The 782-nt window shown below is 35.8% G+C and carries 1 protein-coding gene; it reads right to left on the reverse strand.

Annotated elements, in window-relative coordinates; translation table 11 throughout:
* Nucleotides 1-48: 48 nt before the first annotated feature.
* The coding region (locus IDG60_RS17650; protein WP_206161005.1) for a 5'-nucleotidase C-terminal domain-containing protein at nt 49-782 on the reverse strand (734 nt) is incomplete at its 5' end.

Raw genomic sequence — 782 nt, forward strand, 5'->3', positions numbered from 1 at the left:
AAACAAAAACTTACCCGATTAAAATCAAGTAAGTTTTTCATATATCCGTCACTTTTCAACTTTAAAATCAACAACTTGCGGGATACGCATCAAATTATTATTTGATAAAAAATCAATAAGTAATTGTGCGCCTTCAACTTGAATATCTTTCACAACTGGCGCGTCGATAAACATATCATACTGACCACCGCCAACTGCACGATAATTATTTACACAAATTGTATATGTCTGCTTTAAATCAACTGCGTGACCTTGAATCATCATATTGCTCACACGTTGTCCCTTTGGTCTTCCAACATGAATGGTATAACTTACGCCACCATATATATCATAATTAAAGTGTTGTGGTTTGGGTCCAAGGAAGTCTGCGCTCACACTTACTTCATCATTTTGCACGTCAAAATATTCTGCTGATCGTTCAATGGCTTCTTTAAGTTTGGCACCACTTACAGCTAAAACTTTAAATGTATTTGGAAATGGGTAATTGTTAATAACATCTCGCATCGTCACGACTTGCTTGAAACCACTAGCAGAATCAAACAAAGCTGTACAGGCAACATCTGCGTCACTTTTTTCTAATAAAGCGTAATTCATAAAATTAGTAAAAGGATGCGGTGCCACACGTGCCTCAAATGCATGATTAATCGTCATATCATATGGCAATGTAGTAATTTCGTAATCTAACCAGTCCTCTAACTGCTTTCGTAAATGTTGGTCATCTTCATCAATAGTAAATGTGGAATCATCTATAACAGGAAGTAATTCACATGATTCAACGGATA

The sequence above is a fragment of the Staphylococcus sp. EG-SA-2 genome, assembly GCF_017152085.1.